Source organism: Bacillus sp. EAC, assembly GCF_002156875.1.
In the GTDB taxonomy this organism is placed as follows: Bacteria; Bacillota; Bacilli; order Bacillales; family Bacillaceae_G; genus Gottfriedia.
The window spans coordinates 286,516-312,284 of sequence record NZ_NCSY01000001.1 but is presented as its reverse complement, the minus strand read 5'-3'; the positions used below and the strand labels follow the sequence as shown (position 1 = coordinate 312,284).

General features: G+C 33.3%; 23 protein-coding genes, 1 pseudogene and 1 other annotated feature. Of the genes and pseudogenes, 20 read left to right on the top strand and 4 right to left on the bottom strand.

Going from position 1 to position 25,769, the window contains the following annotated elements:
- Nucleotides 1-98: 98 nt before the first annotated feature.
- Complete coding sequence (locus B7R65_RS01365) at nt 99-1,283, bottom strand: alanyl-tRNA editing protein (RefSeq protein WP_088040955.1); 1,185 nt, start codon at nt 1,281-1,283, stop codon at nt 99-101.
- Between the two features lie 347 nt (nt 1,284-1,630).
- Here B7R65_RS01365 and B7R65_RS01360 point away from each other — a divergent pair, with 347 nt between their 5' ends.
- The 5 genes from B7R65_RS01360 to B7R65_RS01340 all read left to right on the top strand — a co-directional run bounded on the left by B7R65_RS01360 (nt 1,631) and on the right by B7R65_RS01340 (nt 5,561).
- Complete coding sequence (locus B7R65_RS01360) at nt 1,631-1,888, top strand: autorepressor SdpR family transcription factor (RefSeq protein WP_088040954.1); 258 nt, start codon at nt 1,631-1,633, stop codon at nt 1,886-1,888.
- 16 nt (nt 1,889-1,904) lie between these two features.
- Entirely contained in the window at nt 1,905-2,549 is a 645-nt protein-coding gene (locus B7R65_RS01355) for an SdpI family protein (RefSeq protein WP_088040953.1), read from the top strand.
- A 117-nt stretch (nt 2,550-2,666) separates the two neighbouring features.
- Entirely contained in the window at nt 2,667-4,289 is a 1,623-nt protein-coding gene (locus tag B7R65_RS01350; RefSeq protein ID WP_088040952.1) for an ABC-F family ATP-binding cassette domain-containing protein, read from the top strand.
- A 96-nt stretch (nt 4,290-4,385) separates the two neighbouring features.
- On the top strand, nt 4,386-4,814 hold the full coding sequence (locus B7R65_RS01345; protein ID WP_088040951.1) for a YkvA family protein: 429 nt from the start codon (nt 4,386-4,388) through the stop codon (nt 4,812-4,814).
- An 81-nt stretch (nt 4,815-4,895) separates the two neighbouring features.
- Nucleotides 4,896-5,561, top strand: coding sequence for a flagellar brake protein (locus tag B7R65_RS01340; protein ID WP_179194729.1), 666 nt, complete (start codon nt 4,896-4,898; stop codon nt 5,559-5,561).
- Nucleotides 5,562-5,621: 60 nt separating this feature from the next.
- Here the strand turns inward: B7R65_RS01340 and B7R65_RS01335 are convergent, their stop codons facing one another.
- Nucleotides 5,622-6,098 (bottom strand): nucleoside deaminase, encoded by a 477-nt coding sequence (locus B7R65_RS01335; RefSeq protein ID WP_088040949.1) that lies wholly within the window; start codon nt 6,096-6,098, stop codon nt 5,622-5,624.
- A gap of 179 nt (nt 6,099-6,277) precedes the next feature.
- Between B7R65_RS01335 and B7R65_RS01330 the strand changes: the two genes are divergently transcribed.
- Nucleotides 6,278-7,450, top strand: a complete 1,173-nt coding sequence (locus B7R65_RS01330) for a lactate 2-monooxygenase (protein WP_088040948.1) — start codon at nt 6,278-6,280, stop codon at nt 7,448-7,450.
- A gap of 80 nt (nt 7,451-7,530) precedes the next feature.
- Here the strand turns inward: B7R65_RS01330 and brnQ are convergent, their stop codons facing one another.
- Nucleotides 7,531-8,940: a branched-chain amino acid transport system II carrier protein gene (gene brnQ, locus B7R65_RS01325; protein ID WP_088040947.1), complete on the bottom strand. Its 1,410-nt coding sequence runs from the start codon at nt 8,938-8,940 to the stop codon at nt 7,531-7,533.
- Between the two features lie 216 nt (nt 8,941-9,156).
- Here brnQ and B7R65_RS01320 point away from each other — a divergent pair, with 216 nt between their 5' ends.
- Nucleotides 9,157-9,912, top strand: a complete 756-nt coding sequence (locus B7R65_RS01320) for an ABC transporter ATP-binding protein (protein WP_088040946.1) — start codon at nt 9,157-9,159, stop codon at nt 9,910-9,912.
- Complete coding sequence (locus B7R65_RS01315) at nt 9,912-11,441, top strand: ABC transporter permease/substrate-binding protein (protein WP_088040945.1); 1,530 nt, start codon at nt 9,912-9,914, stop codon at nt 11,439-11,441. The genes B7R65_RS01320 and B7R65_RS01315 overlap by 1 nt, the downstream gene beginning before the upstream one ends.
- A 160-nt stretch (nt 11,442-11,601) precedes the next feature.
- Here B7R65_RS01315 and B7R65_RS01310 read toward each other — a convergent pair whose 3' ends face one another.
- Complete coding sequence (locus tag B7R65_RS01310) at nt 11,602-11,790, bottom strand: hypothetical protein (protein WP_088040944.1); 189 nt, start codon at nt 11,788-11,790, stop codon at nt 11,602-11,604.
- Nucleotides 11,791-12,051: 261 nt separating this feature from the next.
- On the opposite strand from B7R65_RS01310, the gene ilvE reads away from it, so the two are divergent.
- From ilvE to B7R65_RS01250, 12 genes and pseudogenes are all read left to right on the top strand, one after another.
- Entirely contained in the window at nt 12,052-12,942 is an 891-nt protein-coding gene (gene ilvE, locus B7R65_RS01305; protein ID WP_088040943.1) for a branched-chain-amino-acid transaminase, read from the top strand.
- Between the two features lie 6 nt (nt 12,943-12,948).
- On the top strand, nt 12,949-14,616 hold the full coding sequence (ilvD, locus tag B7R65_RS01300) for a dihydroxy-acid dehydratase (RefSeq protein ID WP_088040942.1): 1,668 nt from the start codon (nt 12,949-12,951) through the stop codon (nt 14,614-14,616).
- Nucleotides 14,615-14,851, top strand: a binding site (T-box leader). It overlaps the preceding gene by 2 nt.
- Before the next feature lie 89 nt (nt 14,852-14,940).
- Nucleotides 14,941-16,644 (top strand): acetolactate synthase large subunit, encoded by a 1,704-nt coding sequence (gene ilvB / locus B7R65_RS01295; RefSeq protein ID WP_088040941.1) that lies wholly within the window; start codon nt 14,941-14,943, stop codon nt 16,642-16,644.
- Nucleotides 16,644-17,159, top strand: a complete 516-nt coding sequence (gene ilvN / locus B7R65_RS01290) for an acetolactate synthase small subunit (protein ID WP_088040940.1) — start codon at nt 16,644-16,646, stop codon at nt 17,157-17,159. The genes ilvB and ilvN overlap by 1 nt, the downstream gene beginning before the upstream one ends.
- Nucleotides 17,160-17,195: 36 nt before the next feature.
- Nucleotides 17,196-18,206, top strand: a complete 1,011-nt coding sequence (gene ilvC, locus B7R65_RS01285) for a ketol-acid reductoisomerase (RefSeq protein ID WP_088040939.1) — start codon at nt 17,196-17,198, stop codon at nt 18,204-18,206.
- A 5-nt stretch (nt 18,207-18,211) separates the two neighbouring features.
- A pseudogene (locus tag B7R65_RS01280) lies at nt 18,212-19,345 on the top strand (2-isopropylmalate synthase); the annotation flags it as partial.
- A gap of 29 nt (nt 19,346-19,374) precedes the next feature.
- Entirely contained in the window at nt 19,375-20,442 is a 1,068-nt protein-coding gene (gene leuB / locus B7R65_RS01275; protein WP_088040937.1) for a 3-isopropylmalate dehydrogenase, read from the top strand.
- Nucleotides 20,439-21,833: a 3-isopropylmalate dehydratase large subunit gene (gene leuC, locus B7R65_RS01270; RefSeq protein ID WP_088040936.1), complete on the top strand. Its 1,395-nt coding sequence runs from the start codon at nt 20,439-20,441 to the stop codon at nt 21,831-21,833. The genes leuB and leuC overlap by 4 nt, the downstream gene beginning before the upstream one ends.
- The gene (leuD, locus tag B7R65_RS01265; RefSeq protein WP_088040935.1) at nt 21,811-22,386 is read left to right on the top strand and encodes a 3-isopropylmalate dehydratase small subunit; all 576 of its coding nucleotides are present in this window, start codon (nt 21,811-21,813) and stop codon (nt 22,384-22,386) included. The genes leuC and leuD overlap by 23 nt, the downstream gene beginning before the upstream one ends.
- Before the next feature lie 302 nt (nt 22,387-22,688).
- Nucleotides 22,689-23,534 carry a DegV family protein gene (locus tag B7R65_RS01260; protein ID WP_088040934.1) on the top strand — a complete coding sequence of 282 codons (846 nt, stop codon included), beginning with the start codon at nt 22,689-22,691 and terminating at the stop codon, nt 23,532-23,534.
- 171 nt (nt 23,535-23,705) lie between these two features.
- Nucleotides 23,706-24,575, top strand: a complete 870-nt coding sequence (locus B7R65_RS01255; RefSeq protein ID WP_088040933.1) for a DegV family protein — start codon at nt 23,706-23,708, stop codon at nt 24,573-24,575.
- A gap of 121 nt (nt 24,576-24,696) precedes the next feature.
- Entirely contained in the window at nt 24,697-25,710 is a 1,014-nt protein-coding gene (locus B7R65_RS01250) for a zinc-dependent alcohol dehydrogenase family protein (RefSeq protein ID WP_256941113.1), read from the top strand.
- Nucleotides 25,711-25,769: the final 59 nt, after the last annotated feature.

Genomic DNA, 25,769 nt, shown 5'->3' with positions numbered 1-25,769 from the left:
TATCACACTATTTAATTTTTTTTGACTTTAGCTATTATCTCACCATCTGTTTAAAAAAACTATTAAAAATATGAAGAATTGATTAAAAAAAGAAGCCATTAGGCTTCTATTTTTGTGTGAAGTAAATTAGTAAGGAAAATTGTGGCTTCGTGTAAGTCATTTGTTGATTCAACTGTAGCTTGGGCCTGTTTTGCATTTCCTCCACCTTTCCCTTCAAAATGATTTAACAATTCTTTAATCAGTTCACCACAGTGAATCGAAGAGTTTGTTTGATTAATTAAAAGGATTTTATTTTCTTTTAAGCTTGAAAAATTCAAGAATGATGGACGTTTAGATGCAATGATCTTTGCTAAAAATTGTAAATCTTTTACTGTTTCATCAGGAAAACTTTTATGTATCATATTATTTGATGAATTACAGACTAATTCAGTTGCTAACGTATCATATATACTTTCTTTTAGTTTTTCGATTTCTTTCTGAGCTTCTTTTAATTCCAAAATCGTTTGTTCCACTTTATCTTTTACGATTTCAGAATGAGTGTTTAATTGTGAGTTAATGACTGAAAGGGTACTACTTGTTTTTTGAATCTCGTCAAATGCTCTCATACCACATTTAAAATGTAGACGAGTTGATTGTCTCACTTTTTCCGTTTTCATTAATTTTACAAATCCAATTTCGCCCGTACGTCTAACATGAGTTCCACAGCAGGCAGATACATCCGTGCCCGTAATTTCTACTATTCGTATATTATCGTCTACTTTAGGAAGTTTGCGAAGATTAAGTGTATCCAAGTCTTGTTTTTGAACAAAATATGTTTTAATTTCATTATTTTCAAGTATCTTTTGATAAACTGCACGTTCGATTTGTTCAATTTGTTCAATTGATAGGGAAGGGGTATCAAGATCAATCGTTACGGTTTCTCTCCCTAAATGAAAGCTAATCGTTGGGATATCATATAATTCAATGATAGTAGCTGAGAGGAGATGCTGGCCACTATGATGTTGCATATGATCAATTCTCCTGTTCCAGTCAATTACACATTCAACATTTAATAAACTTGGCTTCTCTTTTAGGACATGTATAACTTCATCATCATTCTCAATTAATTCGATTACTTCGTTCCCGTCAATCGTTCCAAAATCTGAAGGTTGTCCACCACCCTCAGGATAAAAAGCAGAGTCCTCTAACTTTATATAAAATGAACCATTTTTTTCTTGTAAATCAATTATGGATGTTGTCCATTCCTTTAATGAAGGAAATTCATAATATTGTTTATTTGTCATCTTAATACCTCATAAATAGTTTCTTTTTGTTTTATTATATTAAATTCTTTACTGAAAACAAAAATATTAAGAATGTTTTCTCATTAATTTTGCAATTATAATTGAAGTATTGTAGATTTCTACTCTTAGTTGTTCTCTTTTCGTGGCGCGCAAGATGAGCATACTATGCGGTTCAATTGTAAGGTATCAGCTATTAAGCGTCTTCAACGGTAGTCTCGATCTTTCCTGACCAATCGGAAAAAAATCAATTTTAAAGTATAATTTTTAATTACATTGACATTTGAGTGTAATCATTTTAGTATTTAAGTAATTAACTAAATACTGAAATATCTTAGAGGTGTCAAATCTTGAATGAATTATTTAAAGCTTTGTCAGATCCAACGCGAAGGAAAATTTTGGACTTATTAAAAACAAAGGATTTAACAGCTGGAGAAATCTCAGAGCAATTTGATATGTCTAAATCAAGTATTTCTCAACATCTTAAAATTTTAAAATCGGCACAACTAATTCAAGATGAAAAAAAAGGTCAATTCATATTGTATTCATTAAATATGACTGTATTTCAAGAGATCATTAGTTGGACGTATAGTTTTAAGGAAAAATAATGAAAGGGGAATAAAATTGAAGAAGCATATTATCGGGATCTTATTAATCGTTTGTTCTATTACGATATGGCTTTTAAACTTTCACCATTTACCTTCAAAATTACCAGTGCATTGGGATTTATCTGGTCATGTAAATAATTATGATTCGAAGCTTCAGACGGTTATCGAATTACATGCAATAATGATTTTAGTTTATTTTCTACCAATGATTACGCCTAAAATCGATCCTCGAAAAAATAACTATAAGTTTTTTCAAAAAAGCTATACTTTTATGACAACTAGTATATTGTTTGTATTTTTTCTTTTAAATACAAGTATTTTACTATACGGATTAGGATATAACATACAAATTGGTAAATTAAGTTTCATCTTTATCGGCCTTTTATTTATTGTACTTGGTAATTATATGCCGCATGTTCGTTCGAATTTTTTTATTGGGATTCGAAATCCTTGGACGTTAAGTAATGAGGAGATTTGGAAAAAAACACATCGTATGAGTGGTAGATTATTTTTGATTGTAGGGTTTTGTTTTATTCTGGTTTATTTTTTAGCATTCTTAAGAGTAAACTGGGTTGCGATGCCATTGATTGTTAGTTTAGTTGCTTTCCCAATGCTCTATTCCTATTGGTTGTTTAAAAAAGAAATGAAAAATAATAAATAGCTTAAATTTAAGTAATATAATTCGTAAAAGATAAAGAATTTATTATAGAAAGATTTTAATTTCCCATTAAAATATGGTATTGTTAAGAGTAGAGCATATGAGAGTTGGAGGAATACAATGATTACACTTAGTAATGTTAGTTTGCGTTTTGCGGACAGAAAATTATTTGATGATGTTAATATAAAATTTACACCAGGAAATTGTTATGGATTAATTGGTGCAAATGGTGCTGGTAAATCTACTTTAATTAAAATTTTATCTGGAGACATCGAACCTTCTACAGGTGATGTAATTATTACACCAGGTGAGCGTTTAGCAGTATTAAAGCAGAACCAATTTGAGTATGAAGAATCTGAAGTTCTTCAAACTGTCATTATGGGTCATACTCGTCTGTATGAAGTAATGAAAGAAAAAGATGCTATTTATATGAAAGAAGATTTTACTGAAGAAGATGGTATGAAAGCAGCAGAACTTGAAGGCGAGTTTGCTGAATTAAATGGTTGGGAAGCAGAATCAGAAGCTGCCATTTTATTAAAAGGATTAGGGATTACTGAAGCACTTCATGATAAAAAAATGGGTGAATTACAAGCAGGTGAGAAAGTAAAAGTATTACTTGCTCAAGCTCTGTTTGGTCAACCTGACATCCTATTATTAGATGAGCCTACGAATAACTTAGATTTAAAAGCTGTTCAATGGTTAGAAAATTTCTTAATCAATTTCGAAAATACAGTTATTGTTGTATCCCATGACCGTCATTTCTTAAATCAAGTTTGTACACATATGGCTGACCTTGATTTTGGTAAAGTTCAACTATATGTTGGTAACTATGATTTCTGGTATGAGTCAAGCCAATTAGCACAAAGATTAATGGGTGACGCTAATAAAAAGAAAGAAGAGAAGATTAAAGAACTACAAAACTTTATCGCTCGTTTTAGTTCGAATGCTTCGAAAGCAAAACAAGCAACTTCTCGTAAAAAATTATTGGATAAAATAACATTAGATGATATCCGTCCTTCATCTCGCCGTTATCCATTCGTTGGATTTACACCTGAGAGAGAAGTAGGGAATGACCTATTAACTGTTGAAGGAATTTCTAAAACGATTGATGGTGAAAAAATATTAGATAATGTACGTTTCACTGTAAATAAAGGAGATAAAATTGCTTTCGTTGGTAAAAATGACGTTGCAATCACAACTCTATTTAAAATATTAATGGGTGAAATGGAGCCAGATTCAGGTTCATTCAAATGGGGAGTAACAACTTCTCAAGCATTCTTCCCTAAAGATAACTCCGAGTTCTTCCAAAATAGCGAGCTGAACTTAATTGAGTGGTTACGTCAATTCTCACCACAAGATGAGTCTGAAAGTTTCCTACGTGGATTTTTAGGACGTATGTTATTCTCAGGAGAAGAAGTAATGAAAAAAGCTTCTGTTCTGTCTGGGGGAGAGAAAGTACGTTGTATGTTATCGAAAATGATGTTAAGTGGTGCAAATGTACTTGTGTTAGACGATCCAACAAACCATTTAGATTTAGAATCAATTACTGCGCTAAATGATGGATTAATTGCATTTAAAGGTACTGCTTTATTTACATCACATGACCATCAGTTCATTCAAACAATTGCAAATCGAATTATCGAAGTTACACCAAATGGATTAGTTGATAAAGAGAGTACTTATGATGAATTCTTAGAGAATAATGAGTTACAAAAACAAGTAGAATCATTATATAAAATGTAATGAAATGAACCACTAATCAATTTGATTAGTGGTTTTTTCGCACTTTTAACGATAAAATATATTTGATACAATGAATAAAAAATGGGAGGAGAACTAATGACAAATTTAAATAATAATTCATTTTTTCAAAAGTATTTTAAGAAAGCTTCTTCCTATTTAGGAAATAAAGAAAAATCAACGGATTTACTTAAGAAGGCGATGAAATTAGCACCAAAGAAAAAAGGTGCATTAGGTGATACATGGGAAAAAGTCTTATTATTTATCGACTTGTTTAAATCGTATATTAATGGGAGTTATCGAGATATTTCTACAAAGTCTATTCTTACTGTTATAGCTGCTTTGCTTTATTTTGTCAGCCCGATTGATGCAATTCCTGATTTTTTAGTTGGAATGGGACTTTTGGATGATGTAACGATTCTTGCTTTTACGTTTAAACAATTAAATACCGATATAGAAAAATTCAAGATTTGGAAAGAAGTAAATAAAGAAAATGAAGTGCTGCCTAATAAAGAAGATGTTGAGTAATATTAACAATTACAAAAAAATGACGATAAACACTATGTAATGATTTGTTACTATTTACTTATAATTAGGCAGGTGTTGTGTGTGTTATCAATTGGCGATTCGGTTTATATTGAAGAAATATTAGATGATCAAGTGAATATTTATAAGTCACGATTAGTTGAAGAATTTGATCATACAATCCATTTAGATATACCGTTTAGTGAAATTACGGGAAGAAATGCACTCTTCCAAAGAGAATCTATTTATAAAGTATACTTTTTGACAAAAAAATCACTTTTATATTCTTCTAATCTAACATATAAACACCCTATAAAAGATCCAATACCTGTTTTAGTTTTTTCAAAACCAGCGAATAGTGAACTGAAAACTGAACAGCGGAGACAGTTCTTTAGAATTGCTACGTCAACTGAGATAACTGTATTACCATTAGAAGATGAATTTTCTCCATTCGAAACATTGTCTCAGGATATTAGTGCAGGTGGAGTTGCGATAAATGTTCCCCAATCATTAAATTTCAAGCCAGATCAGAAGATAAAATTGTCTATTACTTTAAAGTATGAGAATTCAATGGTAGAAGAAGTTATTGTTGAATCAACAATAGTCAGAACTCAAGAATCAGAAACATTTGGTAAACATCTGCTTTCTTTAATGTTTAATGGATTATCTAGTCAAGCCCGCCAAAAAATTGTTAAATATACTTTAGAACAACAACGTATCCATATTCATTCGATGAAAGTAGACGGATAAAAAAAAGGCTGCTTACATAGTAAGCAACCTTTTTTTTATTAGATAAATTAATATATACTGTCAATAATCTGTTCGAGATCCGTCATTCGTCCAAACCATAAAAGGGTTTTCATTATCTTTTACTTTAATGATTATTTGTTCACTAGGAATTGTTCGATCCTCATAAGGTAAGGAGAGTTCATTATATATATGGTCATCGTCAAAACCAATTTTTGCGGCATCATTTTTAGAAAAGAAATAATAAATTTTTGATATTCTTGCCCAGTAAGCTGCACTTAGGCACATAGGGCAAGGTTCACAGCTGGTGTAAAGGATGGAATCTTTTAAACTAAAAGTACCTATATTTAGACATGCATTTCTAATTGCTTGAACCTCTGCATGTGCAGTTGGATCATTTAATGTCGTAACGCCATTTACCCCTGCACCAATAACTTTGCCATTTTTAGTGATAACCGCTCCAAAAGGCCCACCATTTTTGTTAAGTAAATTTTCATACGCTAATCTTACACTAAGTTTTATCCAATCAGTGTGTTTCATTCCAACACCACCGTTCATACAAACTGTTTAAACAGTTTATGTATGGGGAAATGGATATATGACTAATCATTTTGCATAAAACGTCGAATGATTAACTTTGTTAAATAGAGGAGATTGAATCATTTAGTTAGAATTTAGTAAACGCTTACAAATATTGATTGAATAAGGAAGTGGCAGATTTGGATAATTATGGAAATAATGTTCAATTTCAAGTGTATGGTACTGGAAAAAAAAGTGAGATACCTGTGTCATTTGAAGAAATGGAAAAGTTAACTAAGGAAAAATTAAATGAAGCTTCATTTTATTATATAGCTGGAGGGGCCGGTAGTGAAAGTTCGATGAGGGATAATCGACGTGCGTTCGATAAGTGGAAAATTGTCCCGCGTATGTTATGTGATGTATCAGAACGCGATATTAGTATAAATTTGTTTGGTAAAAAATATCATACACCAGTATTATTTGCTCCGATTGGCGTTCAAACCATTGCTCATCCAGAAGGAGAGTTAGAGGTTGCTAGGGCTGCATCTGAATTAAATATACCTTTTATTGCTAGTACAGCGGCTAGTTTCTCATTAGAAAAAATCTCTGATGTGTTAGCTGATTCACCTAAGTGGTACCAGTTGTATTGGAGTAGTGATCATGAAATTGCAGCTAGCATGGTCAAACGAGCTGAAGAAAATGGTTATGAAGCAATTGTTGTAACTCTTGATACGCCAATGATGGGGTGGAGAGAAAAGGATATTGAACATGCTTACTTACCATTTTTAAAAGGTGAAGGAGTAGCAAATTATTTAGCGGACCCAGTCTTCCGTTCACGTTTACATAATGCGCCTGAAGAAGATCCGGAATCAGCTATTTTATTATGGACTAGACTTTTTGGAAATCCTTCATTAACTTGGGAAGATTTATCATTCCTACGAAAACAAACTAAGCTGCCGATTTTATTAAAAGGAATTTTACATAAAGAAGATGCTAAACTAGCTCTTGAATACGGTATGGATGGTATTATTGTTTCAAATCACGGTGGAAGACAAGTGGATGGAACTATTAGTACATTAGAAGCACTAGAAGACATTTGTAACGAATTAAAAGGTAAGTTTCCAATTTTAGTAGATAGCGGAATTCGAAGAGGGTCTGACGTTTATAAAGCTTTAGCAATTGGAGCAGATGCAGTTTTAATCGGAAGGCCATTTATGTATGGACTTGCACTTGGAGGGAAAGATGGAGTTAAGCAGGTAATGAACAATATCATTGCTGATTTTGACCTTTCAATGGCACTTTCAGGACAAAGAAAGATAAGTGAATTATCAGCATCATTATTAGTGAAAGAAAAAGACGGAAAACAACTATGAGTTTAATAAACAAGAAAACCTACTTAACAATCTAACGTTAAGTAGGTTTTTTATTGTTAAAATTGATATTCTATTTGTTATTATGCGATCTTCTTAATGATTGATTTTTCTTCTTTTGAAAAATTTTGGACAATATTGCCAATTAAAAATCCAATGATTCCAGGTAAAAACCATCCAAAACCATTACGTTGAAAAGGAATATTAGACAATATAGTTGTCAGTGTCTTATTAACATTAATGATAATATCTACAAAATATTTACTTTCCATTAAAGGACTAGACAATAAATTAGAAAGTGCACCATTTAAAATTGAAGTATTTATGATTTCGATCAAGCTATAAATCCCAACAAAACAAATAGTTGTGAAATATACTGGTTTTTTATTAAATGGTAGTTTATCATGTGCAATTCCAAGTATGATCAAGGTTATTGCCATTGGGTATAGAAGGCCTAAAACAGGTATAGAAACTTTTAAAATTTGTGATAATCCAAGATTTGCTACAAAACCACTAATCAAACATAGTAATATTGCCCATTTAATATATGATAATTTTGGGAAGATGCTATTAAAATATTGAGCACATGATGTAATCAAACCAATACAAACACTTAGGCAAGCTAATGTGAATATAAGACCTAAAACGATCGTGCCACTATTTCCAAACAATTGTTCCAAAACGGTGCTTAAAACGATTGCTCCATTATCTACTTGTTCTGGAATAGAAGCTGATGCACCTAGATAAGCAATGATTAAGTAGACAAAGGTTAAAAGTAATCCGCAAATTACACCAAAAATTGCTAAATAATTAACTTGTAATTTGGAATCATTAATATTTTTGCTCTTAAAAATATTTATAAATACAATCCCATAAATTAATGCTGCAATTGCATCCATTGTTTGATACCCATCTAAAAATCCTTTTGAAGTTGGGCTCTTTATATATAATTGGATAGGATCTTTAAAACTAGATAAATCAGTAAATAAAGCTTTTATGAAAACAATAATAATTAAAATTAATAATGATGGCGTTAATATTTTTCCGAATCTGTCGATCAATTTTGAAGGGGATTTTGCAAACCAAAATACAATACTAAAAAATATAATCGTGTAGATCAATAAACCAATAGGTGATGAATGCATTGGTTGTGATAAAAATGGTTTTACACCCATTTCATATGCTAGACTTCCTGCACGTGGAATTGCGAGTCCAGGTCCAATGGATAAATAGATCGCCATTGGAAATAGTAGTGCAAAAATTGGGTGGACCCTTTTTACTAATGTATCAAATGAACCTGATTTAGCTATTGCAATAAAAGCTAATATTGCTAACCCAGCATCTGAAATGATGAATCCAATAACGGCTTGCCACACATTGTCACCAGCTGCTTGTCCTAAATATGCAGGGAAAATTAAATTACCTGCTCCAAATAACATTGAAAATAACATAAATCCAATAAACATGATTTCTTTTTTTGTTAAAGTATTCAATCAATTCACCTCAATCTTAGTTGCTTTTATGAAAATAATTTTCATTCTATCAAAAATCAATTCTATTTACTACTGAATTATTAAAAAGTTCACATATTTTTCAAGAGATTGTGATTAGTAGAATCTCTGTCCATATTTTTATTTTTAAAAAGCATAAGTAAACTTGTCCTTAAACTATATATAATCGTATAAGAATTATTTTATGGGAGGACAACTATGATTCAATTTCAGGAAATATCTTTTAAATATCCAAATGGAAAATTTGCAGTTCAAGACTTAACATTCTCGATTGAAAAAGGTGAATGTTTCGTTTTAATTGGTCCAAGCGGATGTGGTAAAACAACTACAATCAAGTTGTTAAATCGACTTATTAAACCAACGGATGGTGTTATTTTATACGAGGGTGTAAATATAAAAGAATTTGATGAATTTAAACTTAGAAGAGATTTTGGCTATGTCCTTCAACAAATAGCTTTATTTCCACACTTAAATGTTGAAGAAAATATCTCAATTGTCCCTGAATTAAAAAAATGGGATAAAGAACGAATCAAAAGACGTGTAAGTGAATTACTAAAACAAGTTAAACTTAATCCGGAAGATTATAAAAAAAGGATGATTTCAGATTTATCTGGTGGCCAGCAGCAACGTATCGGAGTTGCAAGAGCACTAGCAGGGGATCCAAGCGTTTTATTAATGGATGAACCATTTAGTGCATTAGACCCAGTTAATAGAGAGCAATTACAAAGAGATTTAAAGTATTTAAAGGATCAAATCAATAAGACCATTTTATTCGTAACACATGATTTACAAGAGGCATTCTATTTAGGGGATCGGATAGGAATTATGCATGATGGAGAACTCGTACAAATTGGTACGAAAGATGAATTATTAAATAATCCGGTAAATCAGTTCGTAGAGCAATTCATCAGTAGTTATAAAGAAAGAAATGTAGTTGAAGGAGGAGTAAGTTAATGATCCTCGCATCATTTTCGGATACACTTAGCAATCGAAAAGATCAATTCTTCACTGCACTGATTGAGCATATTCAACTTTCTGTCTTTTCGTTATTAATTGCCATATTAATAGCTGTACCAATTGGAATTTTGATATCAAAAAGAAAAGTCCTATCTGAATTTGTAATTGGAACATCTGCTATTATTCAAACCATTCCTTCGTTAGCACTTTTAGGCATTCTCATTCCATTAGTTGGAATTGGAAAGATTCCAGCAGTAATCGCTTTAAGTGTCTACGCCCTTTTACCGATCTTAAGAAATACATATACAGGATTAAAGGAAATAGACCCTATTTTATTAGAAGCAGCGACAGGATTAGGAATGAAAAACCACCAAAGATTAGTCAGAGTTGAATTGCCTTTAGCGTTACCAGTAATAATGGCTGGAATTCGTACGGCAATGGTACTAATTATAGGAACCGCGACAATTGCAGCTTTAATTGGAGCAGGGGGACTTGGAAGCTTAATTTTATTAGGAATTGACCGGAATGATATGAATTTAATTATAATTGGCGCCGTTCCCGCAGCATTATTAGCAATAATTTTTGATTTCATTTTAAGATTAGTAGAAAAATCTAGTTTCAAGAGCTTTTCATTACGAGTCTTAACAATCAGTTTCATTATTTTAGCTTTACTAATTTCACCAATTACAATAAAAGCCTGGAACAAGACAGATATCGTCATAGCGGGAAAATTAGGTGCTGAACCAGAAATCATTATGAATATGTATAAATTATTAATTGAAAATGAAACGAATTTGAAAGTAGAAGTGAAGCCGAACTTTGGAAAAACCACCTTTGTGTTCAATGCATTGAAAAAAGGTGATATTGATATATATCCAGAATATACAGGAACCGTCGTGTCCACATTTTTAAAAGAAAAAGTTGTAAGTAACAATGCAAGAGATGTATATGAACAAGCTGCTGCAGGGTTAGAAAAAAAATATAACATGGACTATTTAGAACCAATGAAATTTAATGATACGTATGCTTTAGCTGTTCCAACTAAAATAGCAAATCAATATGGATTAGAAACGATTTCTGATGCTGTAACAGTATCAAATCAATTAAAGGCAGGATTCACGTTAGAATTTACAGATCGTGAAGATGGGTATTTAGGATTACAAAAATTATATGGACTAAAATTTGAAAACTTAAAAACAATGGAACCAAAATTAAGATATCAAGCAATTAAAGCAAATGAAATATCCGTAATTGATGCGTACTCAACTGATAGTGAATTAGAAAGTTTTGATATGAAAGTACTAAAAGATGATAAAGAACTATTCCCACCATATCAAGGAGCAGCACTTTTAAGAAAAGAAACGATCGAAAAATATCCAATCGTTGAGAAAGTATTAAATAAATTAAAAAATAGAATAACAGACAATGAAATGCGTGAGATGAATTATAAAGTAAATGTTGATGGAAAATCAGCAGAAAGTGTAGCTAAAGAGTTTCTGAAAAGTGAAGGATTATTAAAAAAATAGAGAGGTTATTTTTAAGAGGTTGTTCGCATTCAATACAGGGTGTAATTTCTCATGAAATTCAAAAATGAATATTAATTCAACTTGAAAAATAAATATGAAAAAAATGGGATGTTCAATTTGAACGTCCCATTTTTAATATCACAATATAATATATTTCTAATTAGTCGTTATATGCTCCAGTTAACATCTCACTAACAAAAGAATCAATTTCCCAATCAGAACTTGCAATGTCTACGGAATAATCTAATTCAGTATCTTGATTTTTAACATGAATGTCAAAATGATTACTCATTACCTTCAATACTTCATTGATTTCATTCACTGTTCCATTAATGTGTAAAGTAGCCATTTTACACGCCTCCATTTTTAATTATCTGAAAATTCTGTGTAAATTAATCCTATGATAAATTATTTAACAACAAGTTTCAAGGGGAGATTTTTGTCGAAAAGTTATTTTGAAAAAATGTAAAGGTTTTCATTGTTGATATATCAATATTTGTCTAATTTAAAATAAATTATTAATTTTAAATTTTCTAAAAACTTGTTGATTATTTAATTGGATTGGCATAAAGTAAGTACTAATATTTTAACTCTTTGAGGAGGATTAGTCGTGGCAGGTCAACAGATTTATTTAAATGGTGAATTCGTTCAAAAACAAGATGCAAAAGTGTCTGTATACGATCATGGGTATCTATATGGAGATGGAGTGTTTGAAGGCATTCGAGTTTACGAGGGGAATGTCTTTCGTTTAAAAGAGCATTTAATTCGTTTATACGAATCAGCAAAATCTATTTTATTAGAAATCCCTTATTCTATTGAAGAGTTAACTCAGATCATTGTCGAAACCGTTAATCGAAATAATTTACATAGCGGCTATATTAGATTGGTCGTTTCTAGGGGCGAAGGGAATCTTGGATTAGACCCAGCTTCTTGTCCTAGACCAAATGTAGTAGTAATTGCAGAACAATTAACACTATTTCCAGCTGAACTATACGAAAATGGAATTGACATTGTGACAGTTCCTACAAGACGCAATCGAAGTGATGTTTTAAATCCTCAAATTAAATCATTAAACTATCTAAATAATATACTCGTAAAAATTGAAGCGAAGCTAGCAGGTGTTCAGGAGGCTTTAATGCTAAATGATCAAGGCTACGTGGCTGAAGGTTCTGGTGATAATGTATTTCTTATTAAAGGAAATAAATTAATTACTCCACCGAGTTCAGCAGGTGCTTTAGAAGGAATTACTAGAAATGCGATTATGGAATTAGGTGAATCATTAGGATTTGATGTACAAGAAAAGTTATTTACTAGACATGATGTATATGTTGCAGATGAAGTATTTTTAACAGGAACAGCGGCAGAAGTAATTGCTGTATCAAAAGTTGATGGTCGAGTAATCGGTAATGGAAAACCTGGCCAACACACAAACCGCTTATTATATGCATTTCGTCAATTAGTAGTAGAAGACGGAGAAAAAATATACGTTGAACAAGGGTGATTATTCGTGCGAAGTGACATGATAAAAAAGGGTATTGATCGGGCTCCTCATCGTAGCTTACTATTAGCTGCCGGAGTAAAAGAAGAGGATTTTGATAAGCCGTTTATTGCAATATGTAATTCATATATTGATATTGTTCCAGGACATATCCATTTAAGAGAAATGGCAGTTGTGGTTAAGAAAGCAATTAGAGATGCTGGAGGAGTACCCTTTGAGTTTAATACGATAGGTGTAGATGATGGAATAGCGATGGGACATATTGGTATGAGGTATTCTCTTCCAAGTCGTGAGATTATTGCAGATGCTGCTGAAACAGTTATTAATGCTCATTGGTTTGATGGTGTGTTTTATATGCCTAACTGCGATAAAATTACGCCGGGTATGTTAATGGCAGCAGTTCGAACGAATGTCCCAGCTGTTTTTGTATCAGGAGGTCCGATGGCAGGTGGGCTTTCAAAAGATGGTAAGGCATTATCACTTGTATCTGTATTTGAAGGCGTTGGTGCTTTTAAATCAGGAAAAATGAGTGTTGAAGAGTTATTGGATATTGAAAAATCTGCTTGTCCTACATGTGGTTCATGCTCTGGCATGTTTACAGCGAATTCAATGAACTGCATTATGGAAATGCTAGGTGTTGCGCTTCCGTATAATGGTACGATTCTTGCTACTAGTGAAGATCGACATTTGCTAATAAAAGAAGCTGCAGTGCATTTAATGGATTGCATAAAAAATGAAATTAAACCGCGTGACATTATTACAAAAGAAGCGATTGACGATGCATTTGCACTTGATATGGCAATGGGAGGTTCAACAAATACAGTACTTCACTTAATGGCAATCGCACATGAAGCTGGTATTGAGTATGACTTAAAAGACATTAATGAAGTTGCAAAAAGAGTACCGTATTTATCAAAAATTAGCCCTGCTTCACATTATTCAATGCACGATGTACATCTTGCCGGTGGTGTACCTGCAATCATTAAAGAATTAACTTTAATACCAGGTGCTATTCATAGCGATCGAATAACAATTACTGGCAAATCATTATTTGAGAACGTAGAAGATGCAGTCATTTTAAATAGTGAGGTAATACGAAGAAAAGAAAATCCATATAGCCAAACAGGTGGACTATCAATTCTCCATGGTAATCTTGCACCAGATGGAGCAGTAATAAAGGTTGGTGCAGTTGATCCATCTATTCAAGTTTTTATAGGTGAAGCAATTTGTTTTGATTCACATGATGAAGCCGTTGAAGCGATTGATGAAGGCATTGTTAAAGAAGGGCATGTGGTTGTAATCAGGTACGAAGGTCCAAAAGGTGGCCCTGGTATGCCAGAAATGTTAGCACCAACTTCATCAATAGTTGGAAGAGGTTTAGGAACAAAAGTAGCATTAATTACTGATGGACGATTTTCAGGAGCAACTAGAGGAATAGCAATAGGTCATATTTCTCCAGAAGCAGCAGAAGGTGGCCCAATCGCTTATGTTAAAGACGGTGATGAAATTATTATCGATTTATTATCAAGAAGTATTACTTTATCGATTAATAATGAAGAACTGGAAAATAGAAAGGAATTAATTTCACTACCAGAACCTAAATTTAAAACAGGTTATTTAGCAAGGTATGCAAAATTAGTAACTTCTGCAAATACAGGTGGAGTATTAAAAATATAGTAAAGCAATGATAGAGAAAAGTAGTTATGATAAGGATCTTCAGAGAGTCGGTGGTTGGTGTGAACCGATGTCCTTGAGTAACGAAACTCACTCTTGAGTGTCAGACTGAAACAGTATTTAACTTTAGGTCTGAACGTTGGCTACGTTATCGCTAGATTTTGGTTTCCCAAAATCCCAAAGTTAGGTTTTTACCTAAGAAGAAGGGTGGTACCGCGAAAAGTCTTTCGCCCCTTCAGCATCTGCTGAAGTGTGGAGTTATGGCTTTTTTGTTGTTTCTTATCGGTTACATTACACAAAAAATTTATATTGGAGGGAAAAAAGAAAATGAGTCATCATACGATGAAAACTCTATCAAAACAAATTTCAGGGGCTAATTTACTAATTGATGCCTTAAAGGAAGAGAATGTAGAGTTGATATTTGGGTACCCTGGAGGAGCTGTATTACCTTTATATGATGCACTTTTTGATGCTGATATCACCCATATTTTAGCTAGACATGAGCAAGGTGCAATCCACGCAGCGGAAGGGTATGCTCGAGTGAGCGGCAGACCAGGAGTCGTCATTGCAACTAGTGGACCTGGTGCTACAAATGTGGTAACTGGATTAGCAGACGCAATGATGGATTCTTTACCATTAGTCGTATTTACTGGTCAAGTTGCTACAAATGTAATTGGAACTGATGCTTTTCAAGAAGCCGATGTAATTGGTTTAACGATGCCAGTCACTAAGCATAATTATCAAATTCGAAATGTTGAAGATATCCCTCAAATTGTAAAAGAAGCATTTCATATTGCCTCAACTGGAAGGACGGGGCCAGTTGTTGTAGACCTGCCAAAAAATATGATGGTTGAGAAGGGAAGTAAAAAAGAGAAAGTTGAAATTCAATTGCCTGGTTATCAACCGACATATGAACCGAATTTTATTCAAATTACGAAGCTAATTCAAGCAATTGAACTTGCAGAAAAACCTGTTGTATTAGCAGGTGCGGGTGTGTTACATGCTGATGCATCTGAAGAATTTACTGAATTTATAAAAAAATATAATTTACCAGTTGTTCATACACTACTTGGTTTAGGTGGTTTCCCTGCTAAAGAGGAGCTATTCCTAGGTATGGGTGGTATGCATGGAACATATACGGCAAATATGGCGTTGTATGAAAGTGATTTATTAATAAATATTGGAGCAAGATTTGATGATCGTTTAACTGGAAATCTTGAACATTTTGCAAAAAATGCAATCGTTGCACATATCGATATTGATCCAGCGGAGATAAATAAGGTAATTCCTACAAAAATTCCAATTGTTGGCTGTGCGAAAGAAGTTTTAAGAGTTCTTTTAAAACATCAAGTAACGAAAGAGAATCATCAAGAATGGTTAACCCTTTTAAAAAATAGAAAAGAAGCATTTCCTTATCATTTTGAAGCAAGTAATGAGGTTATTAAACCACAAACTGTTTTGTCATTACTTCATTCAATAACAGAAGGGAAAGCAATCATCTCAACAGATGTTGGCCAACATCAAATGTGGGCAGCTCAATATTATCCATTAGAAAAACCACATAAATGGATTACATCTGGAGGTCTTGGCACGATGGGATTTGGCTTACCAGCAGCAATCGGAGCACAATTTGCACATGCAAATGAATTAGTCGTAGCGATTGTTGGTGACGCAGGTTTTCAAATGACACTTCAAGAGTTAAGCATGATGAAGCAACATAATCTACCTGTAAAAGTACTAATTCTAAACAACTCAGCCTTAGGAATGGTTAGGCAGTGGCAATCAGCTTTTTATAATGAACGATTCTCTAGTTCTCTACTAGACTGCCAACCTGATTTTGAGAAATTAGCTGAAGCTTATGGGATTAAAGGGATCACTATTTCAAAACCTGATTTATTAGAAAAGCAATTGAGAGAAGCAATTGAATACGATGGACCTGTCTTAATTGACTGCCGGATTCATCAAGCAGAAATTGTAACTCCGATGGTCCCACCTGGTAAAGGAATCCATGAAATGGAAGGGGTGAAATAATGAAACGCGTCATTACATCAACAGTACTAAATAATAGTGGTGTATTAAATCGAATTACAGGGGTAATTTCGAGACGGAGATTTAATATCGAGAGTATCTCAGTAGGTCATACAGAGCAGGATCATATTTCGAGAATAACATTCGTTGTACATGTAGAAGACTTACTACAAGTCGAACAATTAATTAAACAGTTACACAAACAAATTGATGTCATTAAAGTGGCAGATATAACGGAAGATTCAGTAATAGCTAGAGAACTAGCCTTAATAAAGGTTAGTACAAATGCAAATACTAGAAATGAAATTTATAGCTTAATAGAACCGTTTCGAGCCTCAGTTATTGATGTAAGTAGAGATCAAATCGTTGTTCAAGTAACAGGTAATTCTGAAAAAGTAGAGGCATTAATTGAGTTACTTAAACCTTTTGAAGTAAAAGAAATTGCTCGAACAGGTGTAACAGCATTTACGAGATCTGCTAAACATAAGGAGCATGCTCAAAAGCTACTCTCTTATTAAATAAAAAAATATAAAACTACTTGGAGGTAATGAAAAATGGCAAAAGTATATTATGGGCAAGATGTAAAAGAAAACGTATTAGTAGGTAAAACTGTAGCAGTAATTGGATATGGATCTCAAGGTCATGCGCATGCGTTAAATTTACATGAAAATGGTCATAAAGTAGTAGTTGGTTGTCGACCAGGTAAATCATGGGATGCTGCTGTAAATGATGGACTAAATGTTACAACAGTTTCAGAAGCATCAAAAGTAGCTGATGTTGTAATGATTCTACTCCCTGATGAGCATCAACCAAAGGTATATGAAAGTGAAATTGCACCTTATCTACAAAGTGGCAATGCATTAGCATTTGCCCATGGATTTAATGTTCATTTTGATCAAATCGTTCCACCAGCTGATGTGGATGTATTTTTAGTAGCACCAAAAGGGCCAGGACATTTAGTTCGTCGTACATTTGTTGATGGGGCAGCTGTACCTGCGTTATTTGCGGTATATCAAGATGTTACAGGAGAAGCAAAAGAAGTTGCACTTTCATATGCAGACGGAATTGGATCGACAAGAGCAGGCGTACTTGAAACAACTTTTAAAGAAGAAACTGAAACTGATCTATTCGGAGAGCAAGCAGTTTTATGTGGTGGCGTAACATCACTCGTAAAATCAGGTTTTGAGACATTGGTTGAGGCTGGTTACCAACCGGAAGTTGCTTACTTTGAATGTTTACATGAGCTAAAACTAATCGTGGATCTTATGTATGAAGGTGGCATGAGCTACATGCGATATTCAATCTCTGATACAGCACAATGGGGAGATTTTGTTTCTGGTCCAAGAGTAGTCGCAGAAAGCTCAAAAGCAGCTATGAAAGACATTTTAGCTGAAATTCAAGATGGTACATTTGCAAAAGGTTGGATCGACGAAAATAAAAATGGTCGCCCAGTGTTTAATAAAACGAATGAAAGTGAAAAACATCATCAGTTAGAAGAAGTAGGAGAAAAATTACGTGCAATGATGCCATTTATTCAACGAAAAGAAAAAGTCGAGGTGAAATAAATATTATGAGTAAAATTCAGTTTCTTGATACAACATTACGTGATGGTGAACAATCTCCTGGGGTTAATTTAAATCGATTTGAAAAGCTCGAAATTGCTAGACAACTTGAGGCTTTAGGTGTTGATATCATTGAAGCTGGTTTTGCTGCTTCATCTAAAGGGGATTTTTTAGGAGTTAAAGAGATTGCGAGACAGATTCGTTCTGTCTCCATCTCAAGTCTTTCTCGAGCAAAGGATTCAGATATTCGTACAGCATGGGATGCCCTAAAAACAGCTGCAGAACCAAGACTTCATATATTCTTAGCGACAAGTGATATTCATATGAGATATAAATTGAATTTAACAAGAACAGAAGTTTTGGAGACTGCTAAACATTGTGTCGGGCTTGCTAAATCTTTTTTTCCAAAAGTCCAAATTTCTGCAGAAGATGCTTGTCGTAGTGATCGTGCTTTTCTTGCTGAATTTGTTGAAACTGCAATCAATGCAGGGGCAGATGTGATTAATATTCCTGATACTGTGGGATATATCAATCCAACAGAATACTATGATTTATTTAAATATTTACAAGAAAATGTTCCTTCCTATGACAAAGCAATCTTTTCATGTCACTGTCACGATGATCTAGGAATGGCTGTTGCAAATTCGCTAGCTGCAATTCAAGCAGGTGTAAAACAAGTAGAATGCACTGTAAATGGAATTGGTGAACGTGCAGGAAATGCAGCATTAGAAGAAATCGCAGTCGCACTACATATTAGAGAAGATATGTATCGTAAAAGTTCCAACTTACGTTTACATGAAATTACAAAAACAAGTGAACTTGTTAGTCGTCTTACTGGTATGGTTGTCCAGAAAAATAAAGCGATTGTAGGAGCAAATGCGTTCGCCCATGAATCTGGCATTCATCAAGATGGTGTTTTAAAAGAACCAACAACCTACGAAATCATTCCTCCAGCTTTAATTGGGCTATCTACAAATTCGTTAGTCCTAGGTAAGCATTCTGGTCGTCATGCATTTACGGATCGACTTAAAGAACTTGGTTATGTTTACGAGAATGAAATTATTAATGAAGCGTTTATTCAATTTAAAGCTTTAACAGATAAGAAAAAAGACGTAACAGATGAAGATATTTTAAACATAATTAGTCAATGGAGTAATAAGGAGGTAATTAAATGAAATTAAATATTGCATGTCTTGAAGGTGACGGTATTGGACCAGAAATAATGAAATCAGCTGTTCAAGTATTACGCACTGTTGCAGATATATACCAACACGAATTCAACTTCACGACTAATTTATTTGGTGGCCATGCAATTGATGTAACAGGTACTTCGCTACCGAATGAAACATTAAAAAATTGTTTATCCTCCGACGCTGTTTTATTAGCAGCTGTTGGTGGCCCAAAATGGGATCATGGAACTGAACGACCTGAAAAAGGGTTACTGAAGTTAAGAAAAGAACTAAATTTATTTGCAAATATTCGACCAGTTGATGTTTATGATGAATTGATCAATCATTCACCATTAAAACCAGATCGAGTTAAAGATGTAAGTTTTGTCGTTGTTCGAGAATTAACTGGTGGAATCTACTTCTCTGAACCAAGATTCCATGATGAAAATAATGCAACTGACACCCTTTCTTATTCAAGAGAAGAGATTGAGCGAATCGTAACCTATGCTTTTGTACTGGCGCAAACTAGAAAAGGAAAATTAACCTCTGTAGATAAAGCTAACGTATTAGAATCAAGTAAGCTTTGGAGAAAAATAGTCAATGAAATAAGTGTGAATTACCCGGAAGTAGAGGTTGAACACTTATTAGTTGATGCAGCGGCAATGGAAATCATCCGGAATCCGAAACGCTTTGATGTGATTGTTACAGAAAATTTATTTGGTGACATTTTAAGTGACGAAGCTTCTATGATTACTGGTTCATTAGGAATGTTACCATCTGCAAGTCGTTCTGGAAATGGCCCTTCATTATATGAACCGATTCATGGTTCTGCACCAGATATTGCAGGGTTAAATAAAGCAAATCCAATTGCTATGTTGAAATCGGTGTCAATGATGCTACGTGATTTCAAATTAACCGAAGAAGCAAATACAATCGAAAATGCAATAGTAAATACATTTAACAATGGATATCTTACTGGTGATTTAGGAGGAGACTCAAGTACAACAGAGTTTACGTCAAAAGTGATCGATCATATTCAATCAATTGCAGTAGGAGGAGTAAATAGATGAAAAAAACACTTTTTGATAAGCTTTGGGAAAATCATATTGTAACTGGCGATGAGGGGAAACCTCAATTACTGTATATCGATTTACATTTAGTTCATGAAGTTACATCGCCTCAAGCATTTGAAGGTTTAAGGTTATCAAATAGATCGGTTAGAAGGCCAGATTTAACTTTTGCAACGATGGATCATAATGTACCGACAGAAAATCAACTGGTTATTACTGATTTAATTGCTAAACAGCAAATGGATACATTGCGTAATAACTGTTTAGAGTTTTCAATTCCTTTAGCAGATATTACAGACGAAGAGCAAGGAATTGTCCATGTAATTGGACCAGAACTTGGGCTAACGCAACCAGGTAAAACAATTGTTTGTGGTGACAGTCATACCTCAACTCATGGAGCATTTGGTGCGTTAGCTTTTGGGATTGGAACAAGTGAAGTTGAACATGTACTAGCAACTCAAACATTATGGCAAGTAAAGGCAAAATCAATGGGCGTAAGATTAACTGGTGTTCTCCCAAAAGGAGTATATGCAAAAGATATTATTCTGCATTTGCTAGCAACATATGGTGTTTCGATGGGAACTGGTTATGTGATAGAGTTTTACGGAGAAACAATCACAAACATGTCCATGGAAGAACGAATGACATTATGTAATATGGCAATTGAAGGCGGAGCGAAAGCAGGTCTTATTGCTCCTGATCAAACAACATTTGAGTATTTGAAAAACCGTAAATATACATTCGATTCATATGATGAAAGTTTAATTGAATGGAAGAAGTTATTTACAGACAAAGGAGCTACTTTTGATAAAGAGATAGTTGTTGATGTTTCTACACTTGCTCCTTATGTAACATGGGGAACAAACCCAGGAATGGGCGTTAAAATTGATGGAATATTACCAAAAATAAAAGATGAAAATGATGAACGAGCATATGAATATATGGGGTTAACTCCTGAAATTACACCGAGTGATATTCCCGTACAACATGTCTTTATTGGTTCATGTACAAATTCAAGATTATCAGATTTAGAGGAAGCAGCTAATTATTTAAAAGGTAAAAAAGTAAAACCAACAGTACGTGCATTAGTAGTTCCAGGGTCAAAACAAGTTCGAAATGCTGCAATGAAAAAAGGGCTTCATCATATTTTTATTGAAGCAGGATTTGAATGGCGAGAGGCTGGATGTTCAATGTGTTTAGCTATGAATCCAGATCAAGTGCCTTCTGGAGAACACTGTGCTTCAACATCTAATCGTAATTTTGAAGGAAGACAAGGAAAGGGAGCAAGAACCCATTTAGTTAGTCCTGTTATGGCAGCAGCTGCAGCAGTACATGGACATTTTATCGATATTCGAAAGGAGCAAGTAAATGAAACCATTACGTACGCATAAAGGAAAGACAGTATCAATTATGTTAGACAATATCGACACTGATCAAATCATTCCAAAACAATACCTTAAGCGAATTGAACGTACTGGTTTTGGCGAATTTTTATTCGATGAATGGAGATATCATGATGATCGTACACCAAATTTGGACTTTGTATTAAATCAAAATGAAAGAAAAAATGCTTCTATTTTAATTAGTGGTAATAACTTTGGGTGTGGTTCTTCAAGAGAACACGCACCGTGGGCATTAAATGATTTTGGTTTTACCATTATTATTGCTGGAAGTTTCGCAGATATTTTTTATAACAATTGCATTAAAAATGGAATGTTGCCAATCATATTAAGTGAAGAAGTTCGTAAAAATTTAACTTCTTTAGATGGTAATCAAGAAATTGAAATTGATTTGGAAAATCAACTTGTCAAAACGATATTTGGAGATTACGAGTTTGAAATTGATTCCGTTTGGAAGGAAAAATTACTTAAAGGGTTAGATGATATTGCAATTACTTTACAATATTCTAATGAAATTGATGAATACGAAAAACAAAATGTATAACAGGAAAAACACTTTCTTTTGAAAGTGTTTTTTTTAGATCAAAATACTCTTCTGAAAAAACGTGGATGAAAAAGACACCTTGGCGAGCCTAGGAGGCTCATCGCACCAAGCATACTGGAGTGGCAATCTAGAATTCTACATGTTTACTAGCGATACAGTTTACGAAAATAGCCTAATATATATATAAATTAACTGTTGAGTGCACCAAAGTAATTAATTAGGTTCTCAAATACGAGTATATTTCCCCTAAGCTTACAATAACAATAGAATGAGTTTAAGTTTTCATAGTGAGGTGAACGATCTTGAAACTTAAGATTATTGTTGATAGTTCAGCGGACCTACCAATCGAAATGATTAATACGCATAATATATCGATTATCCCTTTAAGAGTTCAAGATGAATTTGGCAAAGAATACTTAGATGGAATAAATTTACGTTCAAATGAGCTTCTTTTAAGAATGAAAAATGGAGAACAATTTAAAACTTCATTACCTTCATATGATGCGATCTTTCAAACATTTTTAAATAATTCAGAATACCATTGTATTTATTTGGCTTGCTCAGCGGATCTTTCAGGGACACATAATTTTGCACAATTAGTCAAATTAGACTTTATTGAAAAGTATCCTAACTCAAGAATAGAGATCATTGATACTCGTTCTGTCTCACTAGGTATCGGAGTTCTAGTTTTAGAGCTTATAAAAGACATAGAAAAAGAGGAATCATTTGAAAAAATTTTAGAAAATGTTTTTGAAAATATAAATAAAATTCAACATGTTTTTACAGTTGAAGATCTTCAATACTTAATTAGAGGTGGCCGAGTTGGCAGATTTGCTGGGTTTCTAGGTGGAATGCTAAATATTAATCCTATTATGGAGGTTAGTGAAGGTAAATTTAAGCCACTTGAAAAAATACGCGGAAGAAAGAAAGCGCTTAATCGAATAATTGAGATTATGGAGATGAGAAAAAATATTAAAAAGGAAAGTATCGGGGTCGTATATGGAATAAAAGACGATTCAGTAGAAAGTTTTATTAAGAAATTAGTAGATAATGCTGGGGATGAAACGATTTTGATCAATCAAGTCGGTTCAGCAGTAGGAGTACATACTGGGCCAGGGGCATTAGGAATATTCTTTCTATCAAAATGATTTAATAGTTTTAGAACCGCTCCTTTTTCTCAGGAGTCTTTTTTTATTTGTTTTCGAATAGAAATTTCAATTACCGTAATTAAAATAAAAAAAGAAATCAAAAAAGAAGTTTACAAGAATTTAGTACCATGTAATAATAGTAGATAATAAAGATGATTGAGAGGTTTTCGTATGAATGTAAAGATAATTACGGATAGTGCTGCAGACCTAACAAAAGAAATTTATAAAAAATACGATATAGATGTGATTCCGATACGAGTGTTTGATGAAATTGGAAACGAATACTACGATGGAGTGACAATGGAGCCAGAAAAGCTCCTAAATGATATGAAATTAGGTCATATTTTTAAAACATCTTTGCCAGCATATGAATCGATTAGATCGACTCTGGAAAAATACGCTCAATCAAATACTCCAGTCGTACATTTATCTTTAACTTCAGAACTGTCAGGAACTTATCAATCTATTATTTTAGTTAAAAATGAATTATTAGAAGAGTATCCTAATTGGGATATCGAGATAATTGATACAAAATGCGGTGCTTTAGGGCAGGGATTAATTGTAATTGAAGCAGCCAAAATGGCTCAAGAAAATGCCTCTAAAAAAGCAATTATGCAGTATGCAGTCAATGCCTCTAAACATATGGAACATGTTGTAACAGTAGAAGATCTTCAATATTTTGTTCGCGGTGGGCGTGTAAGTAAATTTCAGGGATTTATTGGGGGACTCTTAAACATAAAACCTATTTTACATTTGAAGGATGGATTCCTAACACCAATTGAAAAAACTAGGGGTACAAAGAAAGCAATGGAAAGACTTGTTTCGATAATGGATGAAAGAGGAAACGATCTCAAAAATCAGTTAATTGGAATTACTCATGCAAATAATGAAGATGGTGCTAATGAACTTAAAAGAATGATTAATGAAAAGTACGGTTGCGAACATTTTGTTATTACAACAATCGGAGCAACAGTTGGAGCTCATGCAGGACCAGGTACACTCGCAGTTTTTTTCTTAAATAAAGAGTTTAAATTAAACTAAATAGAGTTTTTTTGATAAAGTGATAAAGAGGAATATAATCTTTATCATTTTTTACTATTTAAATAGTAATATCTCTCAAGTATATTTACGTTTACTGTTTAAGAAAAAAATTTAAATAGGAGTGAGTTATTTGAAAGCGTATGTTTTAAAAGAAACAAACGGACCTGGATCATTAAAATTTGAAGATGTTGAACTTGGAGCTTTGAAATCGAATGAAGTAGTAATTAAGTTAAAAGCCGCTTCATTAAACCGTCGCGACTTTTTTATTACACATGGAATGTATCCTGGAATGAAATTAAACTCAATTTTAGGTTCTGATGGTGCAGGAGAAATTTATGCTATAGGTGATGAAATAAATACTTTTTCAGTTGGAGATGAAGTAATCATTAATCCGAGTATAAATTGGGGTGACCGAGACGATATCAATTCAGATCAATTTAATGTACTTGGTATGCCAAGTAATGGTACTTTCGCTGAGTTTATTATAGTCCCAATTGAAAATGTACATAAAAAACCGCCTTATTTAAGTTGGGAAGAAGCCTCGGCAATCCCGTTAGCAGCTCTAACTGCATACCGAGCATTAATTACTCGTGGACAATTACAAAAAAATGAAACCGTGTTAATTCCGGGAATTGGTAGTGGTGTAGCATTATACGCATTACAAATTGCTGCTGCATTCGGCGCGAAAGTAATCGTGACATCGAGTAGTAATGAAAAAATTGAAAAAGCAAAAGATCTTGGCGCGGTTGCTGGATTTAATTATCGTGAAAAAGATTGGTATAAAAAACTAAAAATAGAGTTTGGACTAGTAAATCTGAGTATTGATGGTGTAGGTGGAGAATCATTTAATCGTTTAATTGATTTAACTGCACAAGGTGGCCGAATCGTAACGTATGGAGCAACAAATGGGCCAGTACCACAAACAGTTTTACCTAAAATATTCTTTAAAAATATGGATATTCGAGGCACAACGATGGGTAGCCCAAGAGAATTTAAGCAAATGCTAGCGTTTTTTGAAGAACATAAAATTAAACCAGTATTAGATAAATCTTATACTTTTACTGATGTAATTCAAGCGTTGCATCATATGGGCGAAGGCAGTAATTTTGGTAAAATTACAATCCGAATTCCTTAAACGAACTGAGTTTTTTCAGTTCTTTTTTTTTTGCCCATTGATAAATACGCTACAAAATC